1 pseudogene is annotated in these 423 nt (G+C 71.4%); it reads left to right on the top strand.

The window, feature by feature from the left end:
• Positions 1-423, top strand: a pseudogene (locus FMEAI12_RS30385) (helix-turn-helix domain-containing protein); the annotation flags it as partial.

Raw genomic sequence — 423 nt, 5'->3', positions numbered from 1 at the left:
GGACATCGAGTTGCTCGTGCTGCGGCATGAGGTCGCGGTGCTGCGCCGCACCCAGCCCAAGCCCCGGTGGGACTGGGCGGACCGGGCGGTGCCCGCCGCTCTGATCCGACTCCTGCCCAGAGCGCTGGGAGCGCACCGGCTGGTCGCGCCCGGCGACCGTTCTGCGGTGGCACCGCCGCCTGGTCACACGGACATGGACCCACACGCACCGGACGGGAGGGCCACCGATCAGCCAGGAGATCGCCGCGCTGATCGAGCGGCTTGCGACCGAGAACACGACGTGGGGCTACCAGCGGATCCAGGGCGAGCTCCTCAAGCTCGGCCACCGGGTGAGCGCATCCACGATCCGCCGGGTCCTGACGTCCCTGGGGCTCCCCCAGCTCCGAAACGGCAGACCGACACCACATGGCGACAGTTCCTGCG

The organism is Parafrankia sp. Ea1.12, assembly GCF_900465275.1.
GTDB lineage: Bacteria > Actinomycetota > Actinomycetes > Frankiales > Frankiaceae > Parafrankia > Parafrankia soli.
This window is presented reverse-complemented; position numbering and strand designations above follow the sequence as displayed.